The organism is Peptoniphilaceae bacterium AMB_02 (genome assembly GCA_036321625.1).
Classification (GTDB): domain Bacteria; phylum Bacillota; class Clostridia; order Tissierellales; family Peptoniphilaceae; genus Microaceticoccus; species Microaceticoccus formicicus.
Genome location: CP143259.1, coordinates 1,715,366 through 1,740,806, shown reverse-complemented (window position 1 = coordinate 1,740,806; position 25,441 = coordinate 1,715,366). Strand labels below are relative to the sequence as shown.

At 34.4% G+C, this 25,441-nt stretch carries 21 protein-coding genes; 14 read left to right on the top strand and 7 right to left on the bottom strand.

The annotated features are described in order from the left end of the window. Positions 1–293 precede the first annotated feature (293 nt). The gene (locus VZL98_08415; protein ID WVH62716.1) at positions 294–773 is read right to left on the bottom strand and encodes a QueT transporter family protein; all 480 of its coding nucleotides are present in this window, start codon (positions 771–773) and stop codon (positions 294–296) included. 220 nt (positions 774–993) lie between these two features. On the opposite strand from VZL98_08415, the gene VZL98_08410 reads away from it, so the two are divergent. Continuing rightward, positions 994–2,385: an aminopeptidase gene (locus VZL98_08410; protein ID WVH62715.1), complete on the top strand. Its 1,392-nt coding sequence runs from the start codon at positions 994–996 to the stop codon at positions 2,383–2,385. 532 nt (positions 2,386–2,917) lie between these two features. Here the strand turns inward: VZL98_08410 and VZL98_08405 are convergent. The 4 genes from VZL98_08405 to ppk1 all read right to left on the bottom strand — a co-directional run bounded on the left by VZL98_08405 (position 2,918) and on the right by ppk1 (position 8,563). After that, entirely contained in the window at positions 2,918–3,853 is a 936-nt protein-coding gene (locus VZL98_08405; protein ID WVH62714.1) for a glycosyltransferase, read from the bottom strand. A 115-nt stretch (positions 3,854–3,968) separates the two neighbouring features. After that, the gene (locus VZL98_08400) at positions 3,969–5,108 is read right to left on the bottom strand and encodes a glycosyltransferase (GenBank protein ID WVH62713.1); all 1,140 of its coding nucleotides are present in this window, start codon (positions 5,106–5,108) and stop codon (positions 3,969–3,971) included. Positions 5,109–5,122: 14 nt separating this feature from the next. Further along, positions 5,123–6,205, bottom strand: coding sequence for a glycosyltransferase family 4 protein (locus tag VZL98_08395; protein WVH62712.1), 1,083 nt, complete (start codon positions 6,203–6,205; stop codon positions 5,123–5,125). A gap of 150 nt (positions 6,206–6,355) precedes the next feature. Beyond that, positions 6,356–8,563: a polyphosphate kinase 1 gene (ppk1, locus tag VZL98_08390; protein WVH62711.1), complete on the bottom strand. Its 2,208-nt coding sequence runs from the start codon at positions 8,561–8,563 to the stop codon at positions 6,356–6,358. Between the two features lie 270 nt (positions 8,564–8,833). On the opposite strand from ppk1, the gene VZL98_08385 reads away from it, so the two are divergent. The 8 genes from VZL98_08385 to VZL98_08350 all read left to right on the top strand — a co-directional run bounded on the left by VZL98_08385 (position 8,834) and on the right by VZL98_08350 (position 16,180). After that, positions 8,834–9,859: a molybdopterin-binding protein gene (locus VZL98_08385; GenBank protein WVH62710.1), complete on the top strand. Its 1,026-nt coding sequence runs from the start codon at positions 8,834–8,836 to the stop codon at positions 9,857–9,859. Further along, positions 9,860–10,333: a cyclic pyranopterin monophosphate synthase MoaC gene (gene moaC / locus VZL98_08380; protein WVH62709.1), complete on the top strand. Its 474-nt coding sequence runs from the start codon at positions 9,860–9,862 to the stop codon at positions 10,331–10,333. 10 nt (positions 10,334–10,343) lie between these two features. Beyond that, positions 10,344–11,315, top strand: coding sequence for a GTP 3',8-cyclase MoaA (gene moaA, locus VZL98_08375; GenBank protein WVH62708.1), 972 nt, complete (start codon positions 10,344–10,346; stop codon positions 11,313–11,315). 1 nt (position 11,316) lies between these two features. Then, complete coding sequence (locus VZL98_08370) at positions 11,317–12,243, top strand: molybdenum cofactor synthesis domain-containing protein (protein ID WVH62707.1); 927 nt, start codon at positions 11,317–11,319, stop codon at positions 12,241–12,243. Between the two features lie 14 nt (positions 12,244–12,257). Next, a complete protein-coding gene (modA, locus tag VZL98_08365) occupies positions 12,258–13,127 on the top strand; it encodes a molybdate ABC transporter substrate-binding protein (GenBank protein ID WVH62706.1) in 870 nt (289 codons plus the stop codon). Positions 13,128–13,135: 8 nt separating this feature from the next. After that, positions 13,136–13,816 (top strand): molybdate ABC transporter permease subunit, encoded by a 681-nt coding sequence (gene modB, locus VZL98_08360; GenBank protein ID WVH62705.1) that lies wholly within the window; start codon positions 13,136–13,138, stop codon positions 13,814–13,816. Next, on the top strand, positions 13,813–14,844 hold the full coding sequence (locus VZL98_08355) for an ATP-binding cassette domain-containing protein (GenBank protein ID WVH62704.1): 1,032 nt from the start codon (positions 13,813–13,815) through the stop codon (positions 14,842–14,844). The genes modB and VZL98_08355 overlap by 4 nt, the downstream gene beginning before the upstream one ends. Positions 14,845–15,106: 262 nt before the next feature. Beyond that, complete coding sequence (locus VZL98_08350) at positions 15,107–16,180, top strand: serine hydrolase (GenBank protein ID WVH62703.1); 1,074 nt, start codon at positions 15,107–15,109, stop codon at positions 16,178–16,180. 6 nt (positions 16,181–16,186) lie between these two features. Here the strand turns inward: VZL98_08350 and VZL98_08345 are convergent, their stop codons facing one another. Both VZL98_08345 and mnmH read right to left on the bottom strand, forming a co-directional pair. Continuing rightward, positions 16,187–16,342, bottom strand: coding sequence for a hypothetical protein (locus VZL98_08345; protein ID WVH62702.1), 156 nt, complete (start codon positions 16,340–16,342; stop codon positions 16,187–16,189). 83 nt (positions 16,343–16,425) lie between these two features. After that, on the bottom strand, positions 16,426–17,451 hold the full coding sequence (gene mnmH / locus VZL98_08340; GenBank protein WVH62701.1) for a tRNA 2-selenouridine(34) synthase MnmH: 1,026 nt from the start codon (positions 17,449–17,451) through the stop codon (positions 16,426–16,428). A 160-nt stretch (positions 17,452–17,611) separates the two neighbouring features. Between mnmH and VZL98_08335 the strand changes: the two genes are divergently transcribed. The 5 genes from VZL98_08335 (at position 17,612) to VZL98_08315 (ending at position 25,435) form a co-directional block, all read left to right on the top strand. Continuing rightward, positions 17,612–17,866, top strand: coding sequence for a solute carrier family 23 protein (locus VZL98_08335; protein WVH62700.1), 255 nt, complete (start codon positions 17,612–17,614; stop codon positions 17,864–17,866). Then, the gene (locus tag VZL98_08330; protein ID WVH64553.1) at positions 17,850–18,875 is read left to right on the top strand and encodes a solute carrier family 23 protein; all 1,026 of its coding nucleotides are present in this window, start codon (positions 17,850–17,852) and stop codon (positions 18,873–18,875) included. Before VZL98_08335 ends, VZL98_08330 begins: the two co-directional genes overlap by 17 nt. Before the next feature lie 423 nt (positions 18,876–19,298). Further along, a complete protein-coding gene (locus VZL98_08325) occupies positions 19,299–21,839 on the top strand; it encodes an ABC transporter permease (GenBank protein WVH62699.1) in 2,541 nt (846 codons plus the stop codon). Further along, positions 21,836–22,699 (top strand): ABC transporter ATP-binding protein, encoded by an 864-nt coding sequence (locus tag VZL98_08320; protein WVH62698.1) that lies wholly within the window; start codon positions 21,836–21,838, stop codon positions 22,697–22,699. The genes VZL98_08325 and VZL98_08320 overlap by 4 nt, the downstream gene beginning before the upstream one ends. 237 nt (positions 22,700–22,936) lie before the next feature. Then, positions 22,937–25,435 carry a hypothetical protein gene (locus VZL98_08315; protein ID WVH62697.1) on the top strand — a complete coding sequence of 833 codons (2,499 nt, stop codon included), beginning with the start codon at positions 22,937–22,939 and terminating at the stop codon, positions 25,433–25,435. The last annotated feature ends 6 nt before the right edge of the window (positions 25,436–25,441 follow it).

The following is a 25,441-nucleotide window of genomic DNA, read 5'->3' as shown; positions in this document are numbered from 1 at the left end:
TATCGTAGCAGGGACAAAATCCCTAGAACCTAAGAGTTTACGAAATAGGTGCCGATATGTAACTCGTTTCTTTAGCACCGAACGAATTTGGTTGTAGATTTCTATGGTCTCCTCATCAAAACCTAGTAAATTTAAGTTATAATTAGTAAAAAACATGGTGACCTCCATTCTGATGATTTTTTGTGGTGATTAAATTGTCCTGGCTCTTGGTCACTTTGTCTTTTTATTACAAGAAAAAGGTGCCAGGGTGAAAATTAGATTTTCACCACCAACACCCAAAATTATAGAACCTTTTATCTTTGAAACTCTAAGAGTTCTGTTAATTTTTCATTCCTTGCAACTAACTTAATTAAAGGCACACCTATAACAGTAACAATAATTAGCTCTGAGAGCATAATTTGACCGGTGATTAGAAAAAAGCTCAACTTCTCAGCCGATACCATTATGATTTCTGCACCGATGATAAATGAAAAAAGAGCAGGGAATAAACTTGCGATGTAAATATTCTTGGATTTACTGATAAAATAAACCGACAAGAAACTGTGAAACGCTCCGACGAAGACATCAATAATACCAAGAGGACTCATCAGATTTGAGATTGCAGCCCCTATTGTGATGGAAAAGATATACATCGGATTGTAAAATGCCAATAGAGTCAGAACTTCTGAGAACCTGAATTGGATGGGACCATAGCTAAACATGGGTAATACCCAAGTTAGCACAACATAGACTGCAGCTACTAAAGCTGCCTTAGATAACTTTTTTGAATTCATTTTTTTCCTTCTTTCTTGATTTTTTAAGTGGGTGCCAAGCAAACACTTGTTACATAAGCTATAAAATAATAACATATAAGCGATAAGACTTCAAGACTTATCAAAAAAATAAGTAAATACAAAAAAGAATAATGTATATTTATGATTGGTATAAAAACCTTTTTATGTTAAAATAGTTATTGTCAATAAAGTCAATAATATATCAAAATTAGGAGGACTTATGAAACTAAGTTACGAAAGAAAAAACGTTTGGAATGAAGTTGATGCAAACGAAAATAATCAAATAATGGAATATGGACAGAGATACATGGATTTTTTGGATGCTTCTAAAACGGAAAGAGAAGCTACAGATTATATAATCAAAAAGGCAAAAGAAAGAGGATTTATATCCTTAGAAGATGCATTAAGTAGAGGCAAACTAGAAAGCGGAATGAAAATTTACTACAATAACAAAAACAAAGCAGCAGTTTTAATGGTATTGGGTAAAGATTTGAAAGAAGGTATGAGAATAGTAGGAGCGCATCTAGATGTCCCAAGACTTGATGTAAAACCTAATCCACTATATGAAGAGGAAAATCTTGCACTACTAAAGACTCACTACTACGGTGGAGTTAAAAAATACCAATGGACTTGCATTCCTCTGGCATTACATGGAGTAATCTATACTAAAAGCGGAGAAGAGATAGTTGTAAATATCGGAGAAGACAAAGACGACCCGGTATTTTATATAAATGATTTATTAATCCACTTGTCAAAAGATCAAATGGCAAAGACACTCGCTGAAGGAGTTACCGGAGAACAACTTAATGTAGTTTTCGGACATTCCTCATATGGAAATCAAGACGAAGAATCCAAAACAAAAGTTAAAGACAATATACTGAAATTACTCAATGAAAAGTACGGCATTATCGAAGAGGATTTCCAAGTAGCAGAACTGGAAATAGTTCCATCAGAAAAAGCTAAACATGTAGGACTTGACAAAGCAATGATAGCAGCCCATGGACATGACGATAGAGTATGTTCATATGCTGGTTTTGAAGCTATACTGGAGATGGAAAATCCGGAAATCACTTCCGTTGGTCTATTTGTAGACAAGGAAGAGATAGGATCTGTTGGAAATACAAGTATGGACGGATATTTCTTCGAAAACATGGTGGCAGAATTATTGAGCTTGGAAAACAATAATGCAATGCTTGAAGCCAGAAGAGCACTTAGTAAATCAAAGGTCCTATCCGGTGATGTTACTGTAGGAATGGATCCTTCCTTCCCTGAAGTACTTGAAAAACAAAATGCAGCGAGAATAGGTGGAGGAATCTGCATCAGTAAATACACAGGAGCAAGAGGAAAAGGCGGCTGTAATGACGCAAATGCAGAATTCATGCAAGAAATCAGAAGCATTTTCGACAATGGAAATGTCATCTGGCAAACGGGAGAACTTGGGAAAATAGATCAAGGTGGTGGAGGAACCATAGCTTATATCCTGGCAAGATTTGGCGCTGAGGTTGTAGACTGCGGTACCCCAATGCTAAGCATGCATGCACCAATGGAACTTCTCAGCAAAGCTGACGCTTACATGACTAAAAAAGCATATGCTGCTTTCTTTAAAGCATAGACTTATAAATAGCACATTAAAATCTAAAAGACCTATCAGAGTGGTAGGTCTTTTTTTCTTATGTATTATATTAACTAAAACAGAGGTAAGAAATTATATTTATTAAGTAGCGACGAGAAGATGTCGCTTTTTGTATTTTCTCTCCCTCCGAGTTTGCTTCGCAAACCCATAACTATCTTAATAAGGTAGAGGAAGTGCCCCTACTTCCACGTTCGTTTCCAAAACCAATTTGATTATGTACATTTTCAATAGGAGGTACTATAAAGAAGCTAAGCTAATTGCTGTCTAGGTTTTTCTCCCCTCCGAGTCGCTTAGGCGACCCACCTCCCTCGTCAGATGGAGGCTCTCAAAGACTTACACAATATTTTCAAAAACTACATTCTTTAAGGTTAGTTGGTTTTTGTTTTTTTCGGCTCCATCTTTTGGCAGTCGAATTCTACCTTTATATTTAAACTCACAACTAACCTGATCCCGCTTCTTTAGAAGGTAGGGTGTAAGAATCAACTAAATTCTGGCGCGCTACCTTTAATATTTAATCATTGCTATTTGAATTTGAAGAATAAATACGTCTTTGTTCAATTACTTTTTTTATAAACTTAAATCCTTCTTTTAGCATTTGAAGAGGTGAACAGATAAATGCTTTAACGAGGTTTAAGAAAAATCCTAAATAATTACCATTTCGTCTATGAGCTATAGCTAATACCACATAATGACGCATTTTAATAAAAGCTATTTCGGAATTGGTGAAAAGATGATAGTACTTCTTCTTTCTTTCGTACAGTAGGTTTTCACCTATTATTTTATTCTCGCCTTTTGAAATTGCATCATCTTTGTGTTTATATACTACTACATCATATCTGTTTAAATAGCCTATAGCCAGGTTTTTTTCGATACTTTTTAACATCAGGTAAAACTCCTGACCCATTATAGCATCGTCAAAACCGCCGATTTCTTGAAGTTTCTCAGTTTTGTACATAAAAGTAGGTGTGCCGGTAGCATGCCTCATTAGATGATACTTGATAAACTCCTTATTTTCAAAAGAAGATACATTATCATAATTTCTTACATCTATCAATTTTTCATTCATTGTCATGATCAATATATTAGAGAAGGACATATCTAGATCTGTTGATTCCATATACTCAACTTGGGCGCTAATTTTTTCCGGCAAGTACCTATCATCATCATCCAGAAATGTTGTATAGTATCCCGTTGCCATATTGATTCCAACATTGCGGGCAAGTGATCCACCCAGGTTTTTTTCGTTCTTTATAAAAATTATCCTTGGGTCATTAATACTGTTGATATAAGACTCGATTTCGTCTCTTTTACTATATGAGTCAGGAGAATCATCAACAATTATTATTTCTAAATTCGTATAGGTTTGACTTAATATCGATTCAACAGCTCTTTTTACGTATATAAGATCTCTTTTATATGTGGGCATAACTATTGTTACAAGTTTCAAAATATACACCATCTTTCAGTTACGTAAATGAACTTTTATTATAAAAATGATTCAGCATTTATTATACCAAATTTAATGGCTATTATCTAATATAAAAAACATTTAACTTAGTAAATTATGATTTATAGCTCGAAAGTAGTTCTTCGTAAAGTTTGATATGTTGGTCTGTTGCAACATCCTCTGAAAAGTTCTCTTGAGCAAATTCTCTTATCTTTTCTTTGTCAAAACTATCCCTATGCTCATACATGTAAACAAAGGCGCTTGATAGAGATTCAGTATCCTTAACCTTGGCTATTACACCATTAAAGGATTTAACAAATTGCTCACTTCCACCATTTTCTGTAGTAATTATTGGAAGACCGGCATTCATTGCTTCAACATAAACTTTACCATAAGTTTCACTATGAGATGCAAGAACAAATAGACTGCTTTGCGAAAATTCTTTAGCTATAAAAGCCAGGTCCCTTTGACCTAAAAGAGTAATTCTATCTTGTTCATTGTAATCAGTTATCATAGTTTCTAAAAATCGTCGATCTTCTCCATCTCCGATTATAACAAGACTTGCATCGACACCCTTTAGACCCTTATGAAAGGCCTGAATAACATCCCTATGACCCTTCGCTTCCTTTAGATTACCAACAGATACGACTCTGTACTTTTCGGGAGTAAAATCCGATAAGTTAAAATAATCAGTATTGGCAATGGTTGGGATACATATCGGTAAGATGTCAAAAAGCTCTTCGACTCTGCTTTGGAACACCGGACTACCTACTACCAATCTGTCACAATTATGATATGTGAAATAGGCAGTATCGTACAGCTCGGTAGGTATTTCTGTTTTACTAATTTTGTTTACAGCAGATGAATGCTCTGAAACTATATACGCATACTTACCTTTATTTGAAAGTGCAACTGCATAGGAAGTTTCAGTAAAATGAGAATGAAGAATATCAGGCTCACCTTCTTTTGCAATTACCTTTTTCATCAATTTAGTAAAACCGAAAGAAGAAATCTTGCCCATTAGCTTTGGACTTATCCTACCAAGAGGTATATTTAGAGCATATACCGGTATTCCGTCCAAATTCAAAGCTTCATAACCCCATTTTCTTTTCCTGCGAAAAGACCTTACATCCAGTGCTAAAAAAACTACGTCTATTCCGTGTTTTTTTAGAGCCTTTGCATAGGCAAATTGATGGATACCATTCATTGGATATTCAGTTGACGGATAACCTTGAGAAATCATAAAAACTTTCATAATTCACCTATCTATTATTTATCTTCAAGTAATTCTTTATATATCATAATATATTCATCAGAGATACTGTCCCAATTAAATCTCTTTGAACCGATTATTGCATTTTTAGACATAGTATTATAATTATCCACTATCTTTAGAATCTTATCGGCAATTTGTTTAGAGTCATTATGAACCACATGATATCCAACTTGACCTTCAGGATAATAACCGTCAAAACCTTGGTTCTTAGTATAGATTACGGGAAGACCTTGACTCATAGCTTCTGCATAGACGAGTCCAAAGGTTTCATGCTTGGAAGGCATAACAAAAATATCGGAATTTCTCAAACTGCTTCTTACACCTAAAACATCTTGAGTTCCCAGATATTCTATATAATCTCTATTTAGAATAAATTTTTTATAAATATCTTTTTCCAATCTGCCCACAAGAGTGAGCTTTAACTTATGTCCTTTGGATAAAAGAAAATCACAAGCCTTTACTAAAGTTCTAACATTCTTGTTTGAATCATCAACTCTTCCAACAAAAATCAGCCTGATAGTATCTTCTATAAGATTATCTTTAGGTTCATAATCTTCCAGAAACAATCCGTCTATACCATTTGAAATTACAATTGACTTTTTGTCTATAGATTCGAGGTCCTTTGGTTTTATGTATCTTGACAGCATATAATCTTTATACTTAGGAGAAATAAAGATTATCTTATAAGCATCATTCATTATCTTTCTTCCCAAAGGTATCAGATGAGGCATTAAACGGAAGAAAGTGAAAATATCAGTATTTCTAACCGCAACAATATAAGGTATAGAATAATCTTGCTTTAACCTATAAGATATATAACCATTAGACATTAGCGAATGAGCATGAGACATGAAATAATTATCGGGATTGAGTTTAGTCACAATATCATTATAGACTTTTCTATGCTTGACAGAAAAAACATATCTGTCTATTGAATTAAAAGCTTGAGAAAGGATTGTGTTTTCAGGCAAGGGAGGCAGTGATTTTCCCTTAGCTTTAAAAAAAAGCAGATCGTAGTCCATGCCCTTGGCTTCCAAAACGATCAAACAAGCTCTTATATATCCAAATATCTTCATAATACGAACAAACCTGTAAAATCTTTTTACCCGTCATTATTAATCTCACTTTCAAAAAAAACACTACTATCATCTTAAATTACAATACTAATTATATAATACTTCATTTAAAGTGACAACATAGTGTTTTTTTAGGGTTATTATATATTCTTATTTCTTTAAAAATAATAGTTTAAATTTCTCAAACAGCGACATCTTTGATATAGCATCAGTGACAATTTCTTCCTTGTTCACAATGATCTTCTCGCTAGTGACTGTTCTTTTAGTCTTTTGAACCTTCTGTGTATCCTGTTTTTTCTTAGAGGACTTTACTGCCAAATCCATAAAATAATCTTGTGAACTTATACTCGGTTCGTCACTTACCTTTACATAACTACCATCAGGCTTAAGTACCGAGGACTTTTTGTCGTCAGTTAAAAGAAGGTCCACGATATCGATGACTTTAGATTTTATAATAGGATCGTAAATTGGGCATGCTATCTCCACTCTCCTGGTAAGATTTCTAGTCATCAAATCTGCAGAGGAGATATATACCTTTGGATTTTCACCTTCACCGAATATATAAATCCTTGGATGCTCCAGGTACCTTCCCACGATACTCGTTATATGGATATTTTCAGTTTTGCCCGGGATTCCAGGAAGTATACAGCAAATTCCTCTAACATTCATGTAAATCTTAACACCGGCATTAGAAGCCTCAGAGAGCTTATCAATAATATCTCTTTCAGTTACGGAATTACACTTAATCTTAATGAGAGCATTTTCGCCGGATTTAGCCAATGCTATCTGTTCATCAATTAAATGTACCAAATTCGGCTTTAAAGAATAAGGTGCAACCAGAAGGTGATTGTATTGACCGTCTAAATTGGAGACCATCATATTTCTAAAAAATGTTTGAGCATCCATACCGAGATTATAATCGCTCGTTATAAGTGATAAATCGGTATACTGTTTTGCTGTCTTTTCGTTATAATTTCCGGTTCCGAATTGTGAAATATAGCTTATCACTCCGTCTTTATGTCTTGTAATCAAACATATTTTAGAATGTATTTTATAATCTTCAAAACCGTAAATAACAGTACAGCCCGCCTGCTCCAATCTTTCAGACCAGTTTATATTATTATCCTCATCAAATCTTGCCCTAAGCTCCATTATAACCACAACTTCTTTACCGTTTTCAGCAGCATGTGCAAGATACTCTGCAACTTTTGAAATCGAGGCCAGCCTGTAGATGGTAATTTTTATTGAAATAACATAGGGATCATTAGAAGCTTCCTTTAATAGAGACAGAAAGGGATCGATTGATTCAAATGGGAAAAAAAGTAATCTGTCCTTTTCAACAACTTGATTAATAATACTCTTACTAGGGTTCAAATCTACGGGATATACGGGTGTATAAGGTTTATAAGTAGTAGTCTTCTCCAGCGGAAGAGGTAATTTACCAAAAAGAGAAAACACATAATCCATTTTCAAAGGACTTTCACTATAGTAAATCTGTTCTGACTTAAGATTGAGTCTCGATTTTAAATACTCCACTGTGTTCTTTTGTAGTTTGCCGTTTATTTCAAGCCTTACAGGCTCAAGACGGCTCCTCTTTTTCAAAGCCTTTTTCATGTACAATCTAAAATCTTCGTCATTGTCATCAAAATCTTCTTCCAGATTTAAATCTGCATTTCTCGTAACCGAAATAATTGCATTATCGATAATTTTGAAATTAAATATATCCGACAATCTCGCTCGAATTATTTCGGCAGTGAGAATATAACGCACGCCTGTACCCGGTAAGTAAAATAATTCTTCCAAGATTACAGGCATTTGAATCAATCCCGTGAAGGCCTGATTTGTGTCATCTTTCATATTTGCAACAATAATTAGAGTATTATTGCTGAGATGTGGGAAAGGATGATGTGAATCTAAGACAAGAGGAGATAGTATGGGTAGTATTGATTTGTCAAAATACAGATCCACTATCTTTTTTTCTTCCTTTGTAAGCTCTTCATACTTTAGATTTGAAATACCTTGAAACCTAAGTTGTGACTCCACATCGCTATAAGCCTGGTCTTTCCTCCTATATAGCTCCGGCATCTTTTTAAAAATCTCAGATAATTGTTCAGTATAGGTCATACCGGTCTTATCATCAAGTCTCTCTTTTTTTAGCTTTGATAAATCAAACAGTGAACCGACACGAACCATGAAAAATTCGTCCAAATTACTTGTGAAAATAGAAATAAACTTAAGCTTTTCTAGACTCGGCACCTCGGGATCATGTGCCTCATTAAGTACTCTGATATTAAACTCCAGCCATGATAATTCTCTGTTTTGTGTGTAAGAAAGATCGTAATTAAAGTTTTTATCCATAAAAAACCCACCTTTATATAATGTATAGAATGAAAGTATCATATCAATGTTAAAATTATGTAAAAAATAAATGCGATTTTAATTTGATGCTAAACCAGGCTCTTAGTATTATATTACCCCAATAAAAAAGTTTTAAAAATATAATAAAATATCTAAATATCGTTATAAAATAATACAAATAAATAAATGACTTATATACTATATCTTGACTACTTTACTAAATTAAGGTATTATTCTACATAGAGAATAATGAAGATAACTGGAGGAAGCATGAGACAAATAGAGACAAAAAATGCAGTTGGACATATCCTCTGTCATGATATAACCGAAATCGTAAAAGGCGTTACCAAAAAGGCAAGATTCAGAAAAGGACATATCGTTAAAGAAGAAGATATACCTGTATTGTTAAAACTGGGTAAAGATAGATTATATGTTTGGGAACAAACCGAAGGTATGATACATGAAAATGAAGCCGCAGAATACTTAAAAGAAATAACCATAAATGATAATATCAGAGCTTCAGAATGCAAAGAGGGGAAGATAGACCTATTTGCAGAAATAGACGGACTGCTCAAAGTAGATATTGAAAAACTCCTTGTGGTCAACTCATCAGATGAAATGATGATAGCTACAAGACATAATAATATGCCCGTCAAAGCCGGAGATAAGCTGTTGGGCACGAGAATTATTCCCCTTGTCATAGAAGAATCAAAAATGATAGAAGTTAAAGAAAAGGTGGGAGACAGCCCGATATTAAAGCTATTGCCATTTAAAAAATTAAACGCGGGCGTAGTTACTACCGGAAATGAAGTGTATCATAAAAGGATAGAAGATACTTTTACTCCGGTCATAATAGATAAATTAAAAGCATATAATATAGAAGTCGTTGAACATGAGATAAGCGATGATAATCCTGAAAACATATCCGCGAAGATAAAGGCTATACTCAAAAAGGGTGTAGACCTATTGATTTGCACCGGCGGAATGAGCGTAGATCCGGATGACAAAACTCCTGCAGCTATAAAATCAGTCGCAGACAGGATAATTAGTTATGGAGCACCTGTACTGCCGGGGGCGATGTTTATGTTGGCATATACTAGTGAAGGACTGCCGATTATGGGGTTACCGGGATGCGTAATGTACTGTAAAAGAACAGTATTTGATTTAATTCTTCCAAGGGTTGCTGCCGGTGACCCTGTTACTAAAGAGGAAATCTCTACACTCGGACATGGAGGATTATGCCTCGAATGTGAAGACTGCACATACCCTGAGTGTTCATTCGGAAAGGGAGCTTAAATGGATAAATTAACGCATTTTGATGAAGACGGCAATGCCAGAATGGTAGATATTTCAGATAAAGATGAGACTAAGCGAGTTGCCATAGCATCGGGAACCATAAAAGTAGGAAATACAATACTGAGACATATATTGGACAATAAAATAGAAAAAGGCGACGTGTTGGGAGTTGCAAGAGTAGCCGGTATAATGGCTACCAAGACTACGAGCACTTCCATTCCGATGTGTCATCCACTTATGATTACCGGAGTGGATATAGACTTTGAAATAGACAGTGAACTTGGAATTATTAAAGCTAAATCAACAGTAAAGACCACAGGCAAAACGGGAGTGGAGATGGAAGCACTACATTCATGCTCGATAGCACTATTGACCATTTACGATATGTGTAAGGCAATAGATAAATCGATGGAAATAGGAAATATAAAACTGGAACATAAATCCGGAGGGAAATCAGGCGATTTCTTTAGATAGTGGTGAGCATATGAAAGACAGATATGGTAGAGTTATCGATTATGTAAGAATATCTTTAACAGACAGATGCAATCTAAGATGTATTTACTGTATGCCTGAAGAGGGCATAGAGCTTCTTAAGCATGAGGACATACTCAGATATGAGGAGATACTCAAACTTTGTAGTGCATTTATAAAAATAGGAATTAGCACTTTTAAATTGACAGGCGGAGAGCCATTGGTCAGAAAGGGAGTGCCTGAGTTTATAAGAGAATTAAAAGCGCTACCCGGGACAAGAGAAGTAACCCTTACGACAAATGGAGTACTGCTCGGGAAAATGGCAAACGAATTAGTAGATTCAGGGATAGACAGAATAAATGTAAGTCTGGACACCATGGATGCAGAAGAATTCAGGAGACTTACCAGATTTGACAAGATAGACACGGTCTTGGACGGTATAGACAAATTAATAAAATTGGGATATGAGAACCTCAAGATAAACACCGTACCGATACAGCCTATAAAACCTGAAGACATTATCAAATTAGCAGATCTGGCAAGAAATAAACCCATATCCGTTCGATTTATAGAACTCATGCCAATAGGAGAAGGAACGGAATACAGTGGAAGTTCATCAGAACTCATTATGAGTATATTGGAAGATAAATACGGCCTCGCCAAAGCATACCAAGGAAAACTCGGAAATGGACCGGCGAACTATGTTAAATTTGACAAATTCAAAGGATATATAGGCTTTATAGAAGCACTCAATTCAAAGTTTTGTGGTAGTTGCAATAGAATCAGACTAAGCTCGACAGGTTTTTTAAAACTATGTCTACATTATGACTATGGTGTAGATATTAGTGGTTTTATAAACAAATTATCTGTCGATGAACTCGCAGAAAAACTAGCTGAAATAATCTACGACAAACCCAAAGCACATATGCTTGGACACAAAACCGAACACACAGAAAATAAAAGAATGAATCAAATCGGAGGATAGAATGGGAACAATAAAAGCTGTATGCATAAGCGATATTAAGGGCATCCCAAAAACTGACATTAAATCCGCCATACTTATAGAAGAACATGGAGTAGAAAACGACTCACATGCCGGAGCATGGCATAGACAAATAAGTTTGTTGTCATATGACTCCGTTAGGAAATTCGAAGCCAGGGCAGATTTTGAAATAGAGAATGGAGCATTTGGAGAAAATATTCTGGTAGAAGGAATAGATCTATCAAAACTACCTGTAGGTACCATCTTAAAGAGCGGAAAAGTGGAACTTGAGGTAACTCAAATCGGCAAAGAATGTCACCACGGCTGCGAGATAAGGACCAGAGTGGGAGACTGTATAATGCCCAGAGAAGGAATATTTGCAAGAGTAATAGTGGGTGGAGAAATAAAAACCGGTGATGAAATCTATGTATCATCTTATCCTAAGTACACACTTGCGATTCTAACCATAAGTGACAGCGGAGCCGTAGGAGATAGAGTAGATAAAAGCGGCCCATTAATCGAAAGCAGGTTTAAAGAAGCGGGTTATGAAATAAGAGTAAAAGATATAATTCCGGACGATAGAAAGACAATCTCAAATAAACTTATAGAATACTCCGATCTGGGAATAAACCTTGTATTGACAACCGGTGGTACAGGATTTGCCGCAAGGGATATAACACCTGAAGCCACCCTGGATGTAGTCGAAAGACAAGTACCCGGAATACCGGAAGCGATGAGGATGGAAAGCCTTAAAATAACCGATAGAGCAATGCTGTCAAGAGCAGTCGCAGGAATTAGGAAAAACACATTGATTATAAATCTCCCTGGCAGTCCCAAAGCCGTCGATGAGAATATAAGCTTGTTTTTTAATACATTGGACCATGCCTTGGAAATACTTACAGGACGTGGTGCAGAATGTGCAAGAAAATAAGGAGGTAAAGTAAAATGAAAAAGTATTTAGTAGTAATGCTTCTAGCTTTTACCCTTGTTCTTGGTGCTTGTACACCGGCCAAAGAAGAAGCGAAAAAGGAAGAAGTAAAAGTAGAAGAAAAAGCTGAAGAAACAAAGGACAAAGCAAAGGAAGAACCTAAGGAAGAAACTAAAGAAGGTGAAGTAGTAGAACTTACAGTCTCTGCAGCAGCTTCATTAACAGATGCATTAAATGAACTTAAAGGAATGTATGAGACTGAACATAAAAATGTTAAAATCACATACAACTTTGGAGCTTCGGGAACTCTTCAAAACCAGATAGAAGAGGGAGCAAAAGTAGATGTATTTGCTTCAGCGGCTCAAAAACAGATGAAAGCTTTAATCGAAAAAGGTAAAGTAGATGAAGCAGATGCATCAGATCTATTAGTAAACGATGTAGTATTAATAACTACCAAGAAGAGAGACGATTTGAAAATCGAAAAAATTGAAGACGTATTAAACGAAAATGTAAAGACGATAGCACTGGGAGAGCCTGGTGGAGTACCTGTAGGTCAATACTCAGAAGAAATACTTAATCATCTTGGAATACTTGATGAAGTAAAGAAAAAAGTTTCTTATGGTTCAGATGTAAGACAAGTACTTAGCTGGGTTGCATCAGGTGAAGCCGATGCTGGACTTGTTTATAAAACAGATGCTCTAATAGAAGGTGATAATGTAAACATAGTTACATCTGCACCTGAAGGATCACATAAACCTGTAGTCTATCCTGTTTCGGTATTAAAAGAATCTGCCAATCGAGAAGCTGCATTAGAATTTATTGAATTCCTAAAAAGCGACTCTTCTATAAAAGTATTCGAAAAATACGGATTCAATAAGGCTAAATAGGTAAAATCATGGAATGGTCTCCTTTTTTTATATCGATTAGAACAGCACTATTGGCAACATTGCTAACCTTCTTTTTAGGGATATATGCTGCCAGATATGTTATGAAGACGAAAAAACTTAAGGGGATTATAGACGGGATATTCACACTGCCGATGGTACTTCCACCAACGGTAGTGGGTTTTTTCCTCCTTATAGTTTTTGGAAACTATGGTATCTTCGGAGCAATACTTAAAAAATTAAACATCGACATCGTATTTACTTGGTATGCTACGGTCATCTCTGCTACCATCGTTTCTTTTCCTCTGATGTACAGAACCGCCTTAGGAGCCTTTGAACAAGTGGATCCCGAGTTAATTTATGCTGCCAGAACACTGGGCATAAGTGAAAGAAGAATATTTTGGAGCATAATGGTTCCAGTATCCAGACCCGGAATAATTGCCGGAATCATATTGTCTTTTGCAAGAGCATTAGGTGAATTTGGAGCTACCATTATGATAGCGGGAAATATACCCGGAAGAACTCAGACTATGTCTACTGCAATCTATACGGCAGTACAAGGTGGAAACAGAGAACTGGCATTTAAATGGGCATTAATAATAGTTGGAATAAGCTTGGTAATGATGGTATTATTAAATACATGGTCTAACTTCTATGTAAAAAGTGAACGATTCAGTGGTGATGGAAAATGATAAAAGTAAAAATAAATAAAACACTAGGTAAATTCAATCTAAATATGGATTTTGAAACCGACAAAAAAACCATAGCAATCCTTGGTGCATCGGGAAGTGGAAAAAGCATGACTTTAAAATGCATTTCTGGACTTTTGACGCCTGAAGAAGGATTTATTTCTATTGGAGATACTGTATACTTTGACTCTGAAAACTCCATCAACTTACCCACTAGAAAAAGACGGGCCGGTTATATGTTTCAATCATATGCTCTCTTTCCTCATATGACGGCAATTGAAAATGTCAAATTTGCTATTATAGGTGATAATCAAAAGAAAGAAGACATATCCAGATCTCTCTTGGACTCTTTTTATATTGGAGATTTGGCTGACAGATACCCGTCTCAACTATCAGGAGGACAGAAACAAAGAGTTGCAATGGCAAGAATACTTGCAACGGACCCTAAGATAATACTCCTCGATGAACCATTTTCTGCTCTGGACGGAATGCTCAGATGGAGAATGGAAGAAGAGATAATAGGAATGATAAGAGAGTATGATATCCCTACAATCCTGGTATCACATGATAGAGATGAAGTTTATAGAATATGTGACGAAGTAGTCGTTCTAAATCACGGAAAGATGGAAGTATTTGCAGATAAAAAATCTGTATTTTTAAACCCCAAAACCATTGAAAATTCAATGCTTGTTGGTTTTGACAATCATAGTAAACTCTCTACAGAGGATGGAAATAGAGTATTTGCTGAAGATTTTGGAATATATATTGAAGGAAATGTAGAAGGTGCCAATTATATAGGAATCAAAGCTTCGGATTTAAACTTAAGAACCGGAGACGAAGACTTTAAACCATTTACAGTTAAAAGAGTGATTCCCGAAGTAAAGGGCAATATAGTAATCCTAAACCGAGATATTTCCACCCAGCATTTTAGCGACATTAGAGTTGATTTACCTGATGGAGCATTTTGCCCAGTTGAAGGACAGCATGTAGGACTGGAAATAAAACTGAATAAAGCAGCATTGATAAAATAAAATGAAAACAGAAACCAAAGGCGAGTAGACTCATACGTTTATTAAAACTAATCGAGTTACTCGCTTATATATTATGGAGAATAAAATGCCTTAATTAAAATCTTATAACACATAAATCAATCAAAAAACTCAAAAAAAATCGGCATAAATTACATATCTGCGTTCACATAAGTCATATATATGTTATAATAATATGGTGGTTAGAGTACATAAACATATCATAAAACCAAACTCTAGTAAAAAACGGATTTAGGGGAAATGAATGAAAAGTAAATCAAAAAATATAAGAAATAAAATAATCGCAATCATATGCGTCATAACAATTATTCTTAGCGGTGCTTTTATATTGGTAGATAAAGGTTACGGTATAAACTTGCTTACGCAAAACACGGATGCTGATAAAGAAGAAAAACCGACCGAAATATTTATCGAAAGCAACAGATCAATATATAGTGAGAAAATAATTCAAAAAATAAGATCAGAACTCAGTAAGGTAATCTCCGCAAAAAATAAAAAGATAACTAAACTGGAACTATCTGAAAAAGACCTATATAGTAATAATGTTTGTTTAATGAACGCAAAAACCGGTGAAATAATATATGCCATCAAGGAAAATGAAGTAGTATATCCTGCCTCATTGACTAAAATGATGACTACATTGGTAGCAATAGATAATATCGAAGACTACGATAAAGTGCATACTATATCAGATGAGCTCTATAATAATATGATTGCAGATGATGCATCCATGGCGGGTTATCTACCCGGAGAGAAAATAAACCTTAGAGATCTAATATATGGAACAATGCTACCATCAGGTGGTGAAGCATCTGTAGGACTTGCAGAAGGTTGTTCCGGCTCTGAAGCAGCACATGTTGAAAAGATGAACAAAAAATCCGAAGAAATCGGATTAAGGCGAACACATTTTACAAATGTATCAGGTCTACATGATCCTAAAAACTATTCAACAGCCAAAGAAATGGCTGAAATTGTAAGATATGGATTAAGAGACGAGACCTTTAATAAGATATTTACCAAACCATTCTATATATCTTCTGACACGGAAGAACATCCGGAGGGAGTATATATGATGTACTCCGTTCTTGCTTACATGCAGGGAGTTAACAGCGAAGGTTATAAGATACTGGGAGGGAAGACCGGTTATACCGAACAAGCGGGTCTTTGCCTTGCATCTACCGCCATTGTAAATGGAGAGCAGTATATACTTGTAACTCTAGGAGCATTGCCATATGATGCAGGAAGTAAGTTCCACTTTGAAGATGCAAACACAATTTATAGAAGACTGGCAGAAACAAAAAGTGAAATCCACCAATAGTGAATTTCACTTTTTTTTATTTTCTTCCTCATTATAATCTCGCATAAACAAATCTTTGCCTCGAGCCCTTCGTATACCGATTTTACTCGATAAAAAACCGATTTTAGCAAGCTTCGGCAGCTGCAGGGATTTTATTAACTTTATCTTTTTAAGTAATTTCATTACCGTCCTCCTCTTATCCTATATTATTCATACCCTAAAATTATGATAATATCTCAAAAAAGAAAACGAAATTTATACAAAAATTACCCGGTTATTGAATTCAAGAGTTCCATAAGCTTATTAGCAGCATCTTCTGAATCATTATCAACTTCAAACTCAAAAACCTTATCTTTGGATGCATATTTCATATCGTAATAATTAATGATGAGTTCTCTTATAACATGATCATAATCGTGCTTATAGATGTCTTCCTTAAACTCGTTTATTTTTTCTAAACTGATATATCTGTTTAGTAAGGAGATAGTATTTGATAACTCGAGATCATTGTCGTGTACATATTCCTGTTTTATTCTTTCTATCCTGGATTCCAAAGATGAAACAACCCTAACCTTAATTCCCGAATGTAGCTTATCCATAAGCATATCGGGGAGGAAGAGTTTTCCGATTCTCTTACTCTCACCTTCGATAAAAAACACATCTGAATCTTGTGACTTTAATTCATTATACAAAAGACTGTCAAACATCTTTTGAGTAGGTTGAGGTGCCTCACCTATAGTACCTAGAAGTGAGCCTTTGTGATTTGCCAAATCTTCCAAATCGATAACCGGTGCACCCATATCTTTTAGCTCTTTTAACAATTCAGTCTTACCGCATCCTGTATTTCCATACAAAACGATAAAGCTCTTTTGAGAAATAATCTCCGGTAAATGTGAATTGATATACTGCCTATACCTCTTGTATCCACCTTCAAGCTTGAAAATAGGAAGTCCTAAACTCTTATATAAATTGACAGGAGCAGAAGACCTAAAACCGCCTCTGGCACAGTATAAAATCAGTTTATCATAATTATCCACCAAACTATGTAATCTCAAATACATCTCTTCGGCATTTGCTCCGGCATATCTTAACCCAAGAGCCTTGGCTTTCATCACATCACCATTGACATAAACCGTCCCAATCTCAGCTCTCTGCTCATTATTGAAAATCGGCATATTTATACTACCCGGTATAGTCTCTAAAGCATGTTCTTCAGCCGTTCTAACATCTATCAAAATAAAAGATTCCAATTCCTTATTGTCGATTGAACTATAGTTAATTGTTTCGTACAAATATATCACCCTTAATCCCTTCTTGTCCTTTAATTATAAAATTGATTTACAATGAGGTCAAATAAAACTTGATTTTTAAATTGACAAGTGATAAAATTAAAAAGATAAAGAATTTAACACTACTTTAAATCAGTCCCGAGAGGCTGGAAAGGAGAAAAAAATGACAGATCGTGCACATGAGGGATTAAGGAATGTTCCTAAGGCTTTTGAGAGCATAAAAAGGAGTATTCTAGGCTTACAACATCTTATCGCAATGTTTGGAGCTACAGTATTAGTTCCGATTCTAACAGGCTTATCGCCTACAGTTGCATTATTATCGGCAGGTGTGGGAACTCTTATCTTTCACTTTGTAACCGGGAAAAAAAGTACCTGTTTTCCTAGGTTCATCTTTTGCATTTATTCCTGTAATACTTAAAGTAAAGGAAATGTATAACGGAGACTTGGCGTATGCACAAGGAGGCATACTGGTCGCAGGTCTTATTTATGTGCTCATTTCATTTGTGATTAACAGAATAGGAACTGAGAACATCAATAAAGTACTACCACCACAGGTCATAGGACCGATGATAATTGTAATAGGACTAAACCTACTTCCAACAGCTGTGAATATGGCTAGTGGAAACTATCTGATTGCAGCATTAACACTTGGTACTTGTCTATTGATACAGAAATTTACAAGAGGATTTGTAAAACAGTTGTCAATACTGATAGCAGTCATAGTAGGCTACACAGCGTCACTTGCCTTAAATCAGGTAGATACCGGAATTATTGCAAACGCAGCACTGTTTTCAGTGCCTAATATGACACTTCCTAAATTCAGTCTACCTGCAATACTGACAATAGCACCTATAGTATTGGCAGTATTTATGGAACATCTTGGAGACATCAAAACAAATGGACAAGTAGTAGGAAAAGACTTCCTTAAAGATCCGGGCTTAAACAGAACCCTGCTTGGAGACGGACTAGCAACCATGTTTGCATCACTTGTAGGAGGACCTGCAAATACTACCTATGGTGAAAATACAGCAGTACTCGCCATTACCAAGAACTACGATCCTTCATTATTGAGGCTTGCAGCAGTCTACGCAATAGTACTATCCTTTGTAGGAAAACTGGGAGGAGTGCTTCAGTCCATCCCCGTATTTGTAATGGGAGGCATCTCAGTAGTACTTTTCAGCATGATAGCCCTTGTAGGTGTCAAGACCATAAGAACAAATGAAGTTAAATTTAACCTAAAGAACATCATCGTCATGGCGAGCATTTTGATACTGGGACTATTTAGCAGTCAAATCCAGTCCTTAACAGGAATAATGCCCGGTATTAAAATAACTGAAACCATAATGGTGTCCGGAATCAGCTTTGCAGCTATAGTTGGAATAGTATTAAATACTGTATTTGATATAATTGGTAATAAAAGTAAATAAGAAACTATTTGTTAAAAATCGTTGGTTGACAAATCAATAAAAAAATATAAACACTTCGGGTGAAAAACTTTACCTGAAGTGTTTTTTTGTGCAATTTGTCTTACTATCTGGATGATAAATCACAATCGATAATAGAAAATGTTAGAGATTATATTAATTGGATAAATTATTGATATCATATGGTTATAAAATTGTCATTGAAAACACAATTCTATATAATGGAGTTAGTATAAATGGCTAATGAGAAAAAACGATTAAAATCTTATATGTAATACCTAAGATAATAGAATTATGATTAATAAAGGTGGTCTAAAAATGCATATTGCTAGGTATAAAAATGGAGACACTTACTTAGAATACAAATCTTAGTTTTGTGTTTTAATAAAATCAAATTGTTTACATTATATTAAGAAGGAGTAGTAAATGAAATACTTAAAATTTGAATTTAAAAGACTTCTTCGGACAAAAATAATAGCAATATTAATAGGTATTGGAATATTCATCTCCTGTATGAGTTTTTTGTACAATTATTCAAACCAATTTTTATATATAGATACATTTTATAAAATGTATGGACAATTATATAATAATATTGAAAAATCAATTATTTACTTTGATGACCCAGAGCTTATAGCTCGAGTTCCCAGTGAGAGAATACCATTACTTAACAGAATTCAAAACAATTTGCTTAAGCTTCGTGAGAATCTCACGAAGCTATTTGAGCTTTCCGAAGATGTAGAAAAGGCTGATCAAATTCCTGCTGTTTTGCTTAGCATTATGGAGCTCTATAGTGACGAGATAACAAGATTTGATAAGTCGATTAGTATTGAAAATAGGGCTAGTGGTTCAGTTAACTATTTAAAGCAAAAACTTCTCAACCAAACTCTAGTAGACAAAAACTATCCATTTGAACATCCAAACCTAAGTCTTTCAGGTTTTAATTTAGCAAAAATTACTTTAAACAGAATCATTGGTTTACCTCTTTTACTGGCTTACCTGGTTTTAACTTCGAGAATCTTTACTGAAGAAAAAGAACTCGGCGTTGAAAAACTTAGAAAGATGGATCCTGGAAGTAGATTCCAGGCGTATTTGGCCAAAACTGTTCTATTAACAATAATTCTCTCACTATTTCTAATAGTGGTGACATTAACAAGTCTAATACTGGGTAAGCTATTTGGTACAGGTCTGGGACATTACGATTATCCTGAAGTCCTCAGCAACTACAAGGCATGGGTGAGACCTGAAAACCTAAGATTGATTGATGAAAGCTATTTGGGACAGATTTCAGTTATGGAATTATTATTTAGATGGATATATCTGTTCTCAGCATATGCATTTTTTATATTTTCAATTTTGGCACTCCTAACAATTGTTTTTAAAGAAACAAGACTTGTTCTCTTTTCGGGATTTGTGAGCATTGCAATCATATCGTATATCAATAACGTGATATTATCACTTACCCATTTGGAGAAGTTTATACCTTTTCCGCTACTGGGTGAAAAGTATAATTTACTTGCGGATTACCTTGATTTAAAAACTACATTATTATTCGGAATACCTATATTATTAGGTTTCCCGATATTGTATTTGGCTGCAAAACTTGAGAAGAATAAATTTATCGAATCCCTATTTACAAGAAAAAAAGAAGGCGATATAAAACTATTATTAAAAAAGTGGAAGACAAGTAAGATTAGTAGATTTCCATTACTTAATTTTGAGATTTTAAAGCTTAAAAGAAGAAATGAATTGATACTCTATCTCTTTATATTTTTAATAGCCTTTTCGGGCTATGGGATTATTAAACAAAAAGAATATGGGAAAACAGTTCATTTGAGGATTTTGAATGCAAAATCACAATTAGAAAACAGTGTTAATGAAGATCCTGTTGAAAGTAAATTAATTAAAGACTATATAAGTGCATATGTTATAAAAGATAAAGAAGAGATAACAAAAGTAAATAAGAATTTAATTACTAATTTTGCCAATAATTCTTTTGGATTTCGAGGCTTTGATTCAGATAAGTTTACTTACGAGACTACTATGTTAAACGTAAATCAAGAAGAGAAAAACTGTGAAGGTAATCATCTATCAGAACTTTTAAATGAATTTCCTATCAGAATAACACCTTATGATGAATTCAATACCTTAAACGATTTTCAAAACTATCTTATACACTCAAAAAGATACCATCCATCCATGCATATGGTAGGTAATTACTTCTATAGCGGGATAGGAGCTGTCATACTGATTGTTGCTACAGGCTTGTTGCTGACCGATGGATTTACCGGAGAGCAAGAGAGAAAATCGCTCAGGATAATTTTGATGCAGCCGCTGGAAAGATTAAAAATCTTTATGAGCAAACAGATAATGATAGTTTTCTTTGCAGTTTTGGTTCTGATGTCTTGGTTTACATGGTTGGGGTACGGAATGGAAATAGGGCAGTTATACGATGCAAACTATCCGATTCAAACTTTTTCAGCTAAACCAAGTGAAACGAAAGAAGTTAGAAAGTTCAGTAAGAGAAATCTTAATGATGAATTTGGGCGTAAAATTGAAAATAAAGAAATTAATCAAAGTGAAACCATAAAAGTAGAATATACACCTGTCTGGAAACAAAATCTTAAACTCACATTACTTTTGCTGGCAATAGGTCTTTTTATTATCAGTTTAGGAAATGCCATGTCTACAATAATTACTAATCGTTGGCTTAGCGGAACGATTCTGATTCTAATATGTGGGCTGGGATATATACTGACTTTTAATACCTATAGTCTCATAAGCGGATTACTTCCGTTCCAGTGGTTGTATCCATACTCTGTGGTATACGGCAGACTGTCTCTTAGATATGATATCGGATATTTACATGCTCCCATGGGAATTATAGTACTTCTGGCATGGAGTCTGCTATTGGTTTTAATAGGACTAGTAGGATTTAAAAGAATGGCAAGAGGAGGAAGAAGATGAAAGTCTTGGAAGTAGATGGAATAAAAAAGAATTTCGGGAAAAAAAAGGTCTTAAAAGGTATAGACTTTGAACTAAATGAATCAATGATAACTGCGTTAGTTGGACCAAATGGTTCGGGAAAATCCACACTTTTAAATATAATTTCAAACCTTCTAACTCCTGATAGCGGTAAAGTGAGAATTTACGATATAGTAAATACAAATACAAAAATCTATGAGAAATTTTCGTACATGATAGACAATACGGTACTATATCCATATCTAACAGGACTTGACCATTTAAAGTTCATCAGCGATGTACATGGACTACCGAAAGATAGAATTGAAGAATGTTCAGAAATCTTGGGAATAACGGGATTTTCAAATCAAAAAGTTAAGGAATACTCACTTGGAATGAAGCAGCAGCTTCTATTTACCATGACACTCCTTCCTGATCATAATCTCCTGCTTCTTGACGAGCCGTTTAACGGATTGGATCCAACCACAATAATAAAAGTTAGAGAAGTAATAACGGATCTTAGAAATATTGGAAAAACCATCCTATTATCTTCTCATAATCTGGCAGAAATAGATCAGCTTACGTCTGATATTCTATTTCTAAAAGATGGGAAAGTGTTAAGGGAAAATATCTCTGACTATCAAAGAAGGAGATATGAAATTAGAGTGGAAACAAATGGTAATCCCATCGAGTTACCGAGAGACGAATTTCAAATGGAAGGCAATAAAATAATATTTGAACTCGGTAAATTAAACTTACAAGAAGCCATTGATAGAATCTCTAAAAAGTACGAGATTACAGATATTCAAAGGCAGATAGTAGGATCAGAAGAGAGGTATAAGGAGCTATTCGGCAGATCTTAACGACTATACCATTATTGTACCGATTAATTTCTTAATTTTAGATTTAGGGACTTAAAAGACGATTATGAAATTTTAATCAAATATGCCAAGTGTAAATATTAATGTATTGGCATAGTTTTGATGTTTATTTTTAAAGGTTTGACTAATCCAACAAGTTGTGATAATGCATACAGCAAAAGAACAATGATATATATATCAAAATATAATTACTCTATTTCTTTATAGAAGGAGGATTAAATGACTGAATTAAAATTCGAATTTAAAAATCTTTTAAAATCAAAACTGGTTATTGTCGGGGTAATAATTTCTATTTTGGTCTCTGTTCTTAATTTTGGATACAATAGTATTAATCAGCACCAAATAAGAAGTCGTGTTTTAGAAGAGTATTCAACATATCACAGAAAACTGCAAGAAGAAGCGAACGAAGCAAGGAAAACCATACTCGAACTGGGACATACTATGGCAAAGGTAGATGAGTACTTAGTTTACAATAAAAAATTAACCGCTGCAGTTGATTCGGTGATTTTGACTCTTGATGGTGATGACTACCAAGAGCTTCCTCATAAGATGACTGAGTTTTATAGAGTATATCATGAGTATCGGGACTACAAAAAAAGTTCTCGCTTTTTTTTAGATACTATAGCTGACTTACAAAAAGAAACCTGGGTAAAAAACCTTAGTGAGAGAGGACTTCCATATGAAGACCCTGAGTATTCATTAAGTGGTTTTAACTTTGCCAAAAGTGTAGCTGTAAATTTAAGTGGAATGCCAATACTGATTTTCATTATATTTTTTGCATCTCAGTTTTTATTAGGAGAAGTCAATAAAAAGAACGACTTTTTAAGAGGGGTTCAACCTATTAGTAAACTTAGGAGAAATATATCAAAGATTACCGTAAGTACCTTATTTATAACAATAATATACATACTCATATTAGTCTTTTCATTTGTTCTAGCTGCGGTGTTCAAAAATTCAGGGACTGTAAATTATCCGGTGCCAAATACTTTAGTTGGTTTTAAAGATACAATAACACTTATTTCCATAGGGATTATATTATTAAGATATGTATTTGTTGTATTTATACTGGCTATATTTATTTCGTCTATAGTGCTTTTAACCGGAAATCTTATGGGTGATGGTCTGGTAGTGAGTGCAGTCATAATACCTGCTTTTTTGTTTTTAAATGATATAACTACTCGTTCATATAATTCTCAGATTATGCGAGGGGCAATTAATAAACTTGGTTTTCATCTAAATCCACTATTCTATCCGTTTTCCATACAAATGTCGAATGCTTATAGGGTACATTTTTTAGTTATGCTAATTGTATGCTTAATTTATTCCGGTGTTATTATGCTGGGAACTATAAAACTTTCTGAGAACCCAAAAGTTCAAAATCTTAAGAATTTCAGTTTGAATTATAAAATTGAAAAAAAGATGGAGAGATTTGAAAGAAAAAGTATAAGACCATTTCCGAATTACATTTTTGAAATCAAAAAGATACTTAAAAACAGAATGGTTATAATAACTATGTTACTATTTATTGGTCTGGTAACTTTCTCAGCTGTAAATAATTTTTCTATGTACAAAAAAGTTAGGAATAGTACTATCTCAAGCATTGAGTTTAGCAAGATGTTAGAAGAAGAAATGATAAAAGGCAATGAAGGACCCAGCAAAAATAACCATATAAGAAATCTTGAAATTTTGGAAGAAATCTCTGAAAATTTAAAGCATGACGATAGAGGTTTTTTACTGTTGAAACTTTATAATCTTGAATTAATAGAAGGGCATCAAGGATATTCTGGATTTGGATTTACACCTACCACAGCCAGATTAGAAAAATCACTGTTAAACGAAGTTGAATCAAGAGGGAAAGAAACTACTTTATCCAAAATTAGAACTGGAATGATAACACCATTTGATTATCCCAGGTCTATCGGTGACTATTTCTTAATTAGAGAAATTACAATCCCTTACCATAAAAGTATTGATTATACTATATATAATTTATTTTCAGGTCTAATTCTAAGTTCTATGTCACTACTCTTGTTACTTATAGTCGGAACGGGAATATCCGATGAGAGACATAAAAGCAAGTCAATATTTTTACTGAATATACAGCCTGTAAAATCTTGGAGGATCTATATATCAAAGATTATGGCAAAGACTACGATAATAATATTATCGGTAGCGATTTCGCTGTGTTTGTCGGTTGTTATTATTAAATCAATGGGAGGGAGATTTGAGCCTGATTATCCTGTAATTAAGTACCATAATGAATTTGTCAAAGACGGGAAAATGCATGGGCTGAGAAGCGATTTACTAACGGTAAATCAAAGTAAACCTCAAAAGGACGAGCGTATAGTAGCTTATAGTTTTAGAGATATAGTAGATGAAAATATAGAGATGCTGACTTTACTGTTATTGGGAACAGTGCTGGTAATTGCTATATCTAATCTGATATCTTTGTTTATTAAAAGCAGGTGGATAGTAAGTACGGTTTCGATTTTAATAGTGGGTGTTGGGTATCTTCTGAGCTTATTTAATATGTCTAATGCAATTTCAGGACTGTTTTTATGGCTTAATCCCAAGTATATAGCAACGGGTGAAGCTGAGATGGTAAGCAATCAGAGTTTATTAGCCCCGATATCTACGATTGCAATAATTATAACTTGCAGTATATTGTTGATTTTTGTAGGTATTACCACATATAAAACGGTATTTAAAAGAAAGTAATGGAGG

What these genes read in the sequence shown, in the direction of transcription:
- VZL98_08415 (WVH62716.1), bottom strand. Translation starts at nt 773, where the DNA reads ATGAATTCAAAAAAGTTATCTAAGGCAGCTTTAGTAGCTGCAGTCTAT.
- VZL98_08410 (WVH62715.1), top strand. Translation starts at nt 994, where the DNA reads ATGAAACTAAGTTACGAAAGAAAAAACGTTTGGAATGAAGTTGATGCA.
- VZL98_08400 (WVH62713.1), bottom strand. Translation starts at nt 5,108, where the DNA reads ATGAAAGTTTTTATGATTTCTCAAGGTTATCCGTCAACTGAATATCCA.
- VZL98_08395 (WVH62712.1), bottom strand. Translation starts at nt 6,205, where the DNA reads ATGAAGATATTTGGATATATAAGAGCTTGTTTGATCGTTTTGGAAGCC.
- ppk1 (WVH62711.1), bottom strand. Translation starts at nt 8,563, where the DNA reads ATGGATAAAAACTTTAATTACGATCTTTCTTACACACAAAACAGAGAA.
- VZL98_08385 (WVH62710.1), top strand. Translation starts at nt 8,834, where the DNA reads ATGAGACAAATAGAGACAAAAAATGCAGTTGGACATATCCTCTGTCAT.
- moaC (WVH62709.1), top strand. Translation starts at nt 9,860, where the DNA reads ATGGATAAATTAACGCATTTTGATGAAGACGGCAATGCCAGAATGGTA.
- moaA (WVH62708.1), top strand. Translation starts at nt 10,344, where the DNA reads ATGAAAGACAGATATGGTAGAGTTATCGATTATGTAAGAATATCTTTA.
- VZL98_08370 (WVH62707.1), top strand. Translation starts at nt 11,317, where the DNA reads ATGGGAACAATAAAAGCTGTATGCATAAGCGATATTAAGGGCATCCCA.
- modA (WVH62706.1), top strand. Translation starts at nt 12,258, where the DNA reads ATGAAAAAGTATTTAGTAGTAATGCTTCTAGCTTTTACCCTTGTTCTT.
- modB (WVH62705.1), top strand. Translation starts at nt 13,136, where the DNA reads ATGGAATGGTCTCCTTTTTTTATATCGATTAGAACAGCACTATTGGCA.
- VZL98_08355 (WVH62704.1), top strand. Translation starts at nt 13,813, where the DNA reads ATGATAAAAGTAAAAATAAATAAAACACTAGGTAAATTCAATCTAAAT.
- VZL98_08350 (WVH62703.1), top strand. Translation starts at nt 15,107, where the DNA reads ATGAAAAGTAAATCAAAAAATATAAGAAATAAAATAATCGCAATCATA.
- VZL98_08345 (WVH62702.1), bottom strand. Translation starts at nt 16,342, where the DNA reads ATGAAATTACTTAAAAAGATAAAGTTAATAAAATCCCTGCAGCTGCCG.
- VZL98_08335 (WVH62700.1), top strand. Translation starts at nt 17,612, where the DNA reads ATGACAGATCGTGCACATGAGGGATTAAGGAATGTTCCTAAGGCTTTT.
- VZL98_08325 (WVH62699.1), top strand. Translation starts at nt 19,299, where the DNA reads ATGAAATACTTAAAATTTGAATTTAAAAGACTTCTTCGGACAAAAATA.
- VZL98_08320 (WVH62698.1), top strand. Translation starts at nt 21,836, where the DNA reads ATGAAAGTCTTGGAAGTAGATGGAATAAAAAAGAATTTCGGGAAAAAA.
- VZL98_08315 (WVH62697.1), top strand. Translation starts at nt 22,937, where the DNA reads ATGACTGAATTAAAATTCGAATTTAAAAATCTTTTAAAATCAAAACTG.